We start from the raw sequence: 2,654 nt of genomic DNA, 5'->3' as shown, positions 1-2,654 counted from the left end.
TGCGATGGTATGGGATGGTACCGATAGAAGGGGATTGTGTATGTAGCACGTGAGATCGCAGTGCTCATAGTTGGACAGCCCGCAGCCCCCGCTACCCCCCCTCCCCTCTCCGCCGGCGGCGTCAGATGTGTATAAGGGGCAGGGCATGGCCGTGGGACGCGCCCGCGCCGGTCGCGCTGCCGGTGGCCTCCGCGGCCTCGACGGTGAACTCGGCGGTGCGGACCTCGCCGCCGTGCCGGAAGTCCAGGTAGAGGCGGTACGCCCCCGCGCCCGGCGCCTGCGCGTGGAACGTGACGTCCGGCCCGGCCGGGGTCCGGCCGTCGCCCGGCTCGCCCTCCGGGTGGACGTGCAGGTAGGACAGGTCACCGGCGCGCAGCGCGACCAGATGGCCGTAGGCGCCGAGGTACGGCTCCAGGTCGGTGACCGGGCGGCCGTCCTCGCTGACGGACAGCGTCAGCTCGCTCCCGCCGCCGGCCACCAGGCCGCCGTCGAGGGTCACGGTGTAGCCGTCGACGGTCGCGGTCCGCGCCGGGCCGGGCAGCGGCGCGGGATCGTACGCGCCGGTGGCGGTCACGTCCGCGCCCAGGGTGAGGGCGCCGTCTGGGTCCCCGGCCGGCACGAAGTCGGCGAAGACCCGGTACTCCCCCGGCGTTTCCAGCGTCAGCGGGACGGACCAGACGCCGTCGTCGCCGAGGACCGGGTGGAGGTGCTGGTACCCGGCCAAGTCGCGCCGGACGACGATCAGGTGCAGGTCCTTGCCGTGCGCCTTCTCGTAGCCGGTGAGCGGGGCGCCGTCCGGGCCGAGCACGCGGAAGCGGAAGTCGGTGGGCTCGCCGGGGGTCAGCGGCCCGCCGGCGGGGTCGAGGGAGTACCCCCGGTAGGCGGCGGAGGTCGCGGCGGCGGCCTCGTGGTCCACCGATCCGGCGCCATGGCTCCCCGGCTCGCCGTCGTGCCCGTCCGGCTCGTCCTGGCCGTCGGTGTCCCCGTGCCGGGACGGCTCCGGGTCCGAGCCGATCTTCCCCACGGCGCCGCCCACCCCGAACGCGACGCCGAACGTCAGGGCGAGGCACGCCCCGAAGGCGCCGACCTTGGTCGCGGCGTTCATCGTTCGCTCTCCTTCCTGTTCCCGCTGCTGTCGCTGTGTGTCTCAGGCGCGCGGCTCAGTGGCAGCCGCCGCCCCCGCAGCAGCCCGACGCCTCGGCGCCCGGCGCGGGAACGACCTCGTACCCCGCCTCCTCGACGGCGGCGACCACGGCCGCGTCGTCGAGCGGCGCCTCGCTGGTCACCGTGACGCGCCCGGACTTCAGGTCGACGTCCACGCCGCCGACACCGGGGAGCTTGGTCAGCTCGGCCGTCACGGACCCGACGCAGTGGCCGCAGGTCATGCCGGTGACGGTGTAGGTGGCGACGGTGGCCGGGGCGGAAGTGCTCATCAGGACTCCTCGTGTACGTGGTCGTGTCGCTGTGTGCGAACGATGCCCGGCGCGTCTTCTGTTCCTCGGCGCGCCGCACTGGCACGTGCCTCACTAAATACCCCTGGGGGGTATCTGTCAAGGAGGGAGGGAGTGGCCGGAGCCACACCGTGGAACGACCGCCACCCCCACCCCGCACACCTGGGAGCACGATGGCACGCGCGTCGGCGTTCCCGTCCGCCAACACGAGCACATTCCCGCCACCGAAGATCCGCGACTCGCCCTCACAGGCTTGCCTTATACCCCTGGGGGGTATACGTTCCGGGTATCGACAGCACGACCCGATGACCCTTGGGGCATTCCATGCGGCACGACAGCCACCACACTCAGCACACCCACCACACCCAGCACGCGCACCACGGCTCCGGCACCACCGGTTGGGGCATGGCCGCCCGCGCCACCCTGCACTGCCTCACCGGCTGCGCGATCGGCGAGGTCCTCGGCATGGTCATCGGCACCGCCCTCGGCTGGGGCACGGCCCCCACCATGGCGCTGGCCATCGCGCTGGCCTTCGTCTTCGGCTACTCGTTCACCCTCTACGCCGTGACCAGGGCGGGCGTCGCGCTCGGCGCCGCGATCGGCGTCGCGCTGGCCGCCGACACGCTGTCCATCACGGTCATGGAGATCGTGGACAACGCGACGCTGCTGCTCGTCCCCGGCGCGATGGACGCGCACCTGTCGGACGCCCTGTTCTGGGGCGCGCTGGCCTTCGCGTTCGCCGTGGCCTTCGTGGTGACGACCCCGGTGAACAAGTGGCTGATCGCCCGTGGCAAGGGTCACGCCGTGACGCACAAGTACCACGGCATACGATGACCGGCATGTTCCGGCCGCGCCCACCAGCGACCGCGCCCCACGGGGTGCGGACGCGGTGGGCGCTGCTCGTTCTGGCGGTCCTCGCCGGGGTGCTGACCATGCACGGCCTCCCGGCCGCGAGCCCGGCCACGCCCGGCATGCCCGGCGGCACGGTCTCCGCCGCCGACCACCGGCACCCCTGCGCGCACGCCGACGAGGGCCACGGCGGGCACGTCCAGCACGCCGACACCACCTGCGCGGCGGGCGCCGGGGACGGCCGGCCCCCGCCCTCTATTTACCCTCCGTCCCGCCGGCCGCGAGGGTTGTGCTGGCGTCTGTGGCAGCGGCTGTCCGGCGACAAGACATGCATCTTGACTCCACCTCATTGCG

4 protein-coding genes are annotated in these 2,654 nt (G+C 73.0%); 2 read left to right on the top strand and 2 right to left on the bottom strand.

Going from position 1 to position 2,654, the window contains the following annotated elements:
* Positions 1-121: 121 nt before the first annotated feature.
* Together BN2279_RS07845 and BN2279_RS07840 are read right to left on the bottom strand one after the other, a co-directional pair.
* Entirely contained in the window at positions 122-1,105 is a 984-nt protein-coding gene (locus tag BN2279_RS07845) for a hypothetical protein (protein WP_059007818.1), read from the bottom strand.
* A gap of 55 nt (positions 1,106-1,160) precedes the next feature.
* On the bottom strand, positions 1,161-1,433 hold the full coding sequence (locus BN2279_RS07840; RefSeq protein WP_059007816.1) for a heavy-metal-associated domain-containing protein: 273 nt from the start codon (positions 1,431-1,433) through the stop codon (positions 1,161-1,163).
* Between the two features lie 342 nt (positions 1,434-1,775).
* Between BN2279_RS07840 and BN2279_RS07835 the strand changes: the two genes are divergently transcribed.
* Positions 1,776-2,285 carry a DUF4396 domain-containing protein gene (locus BN2279_RS07835; protein ID WP_059007814.1) on the top strand — a complete coding sequence of 170 codons (510 nt, stop codon included), beginning with the start codon at positions 1,776-1,778 and terminating at the stop codon, positions 2,283-2,285.
* A 5-nt stretch (positions 2,286-2,290) separates the two neighbouring features.
* On the top strand, positions 2,291-2,654 hold a 364-nt coding region (locus BN2279_RS07830; protein WP_234347604.1), incomplete at its 3' end, for a DUF6153 family protein.

The sequence above is a fragment of the Streptomyces specialis genome, assembly GCF_001493375.1.
Taxonomy (GTDB): domain Bacteria; phylum Actinomycetota; class Actinomycetes; order Streptomycetales; family Streptomycetaceae; genus Streptomyces; species Streptomyces specialis.
This window is presented reverse-complemented; position numbering and strand designations above follow the sequence as displayed.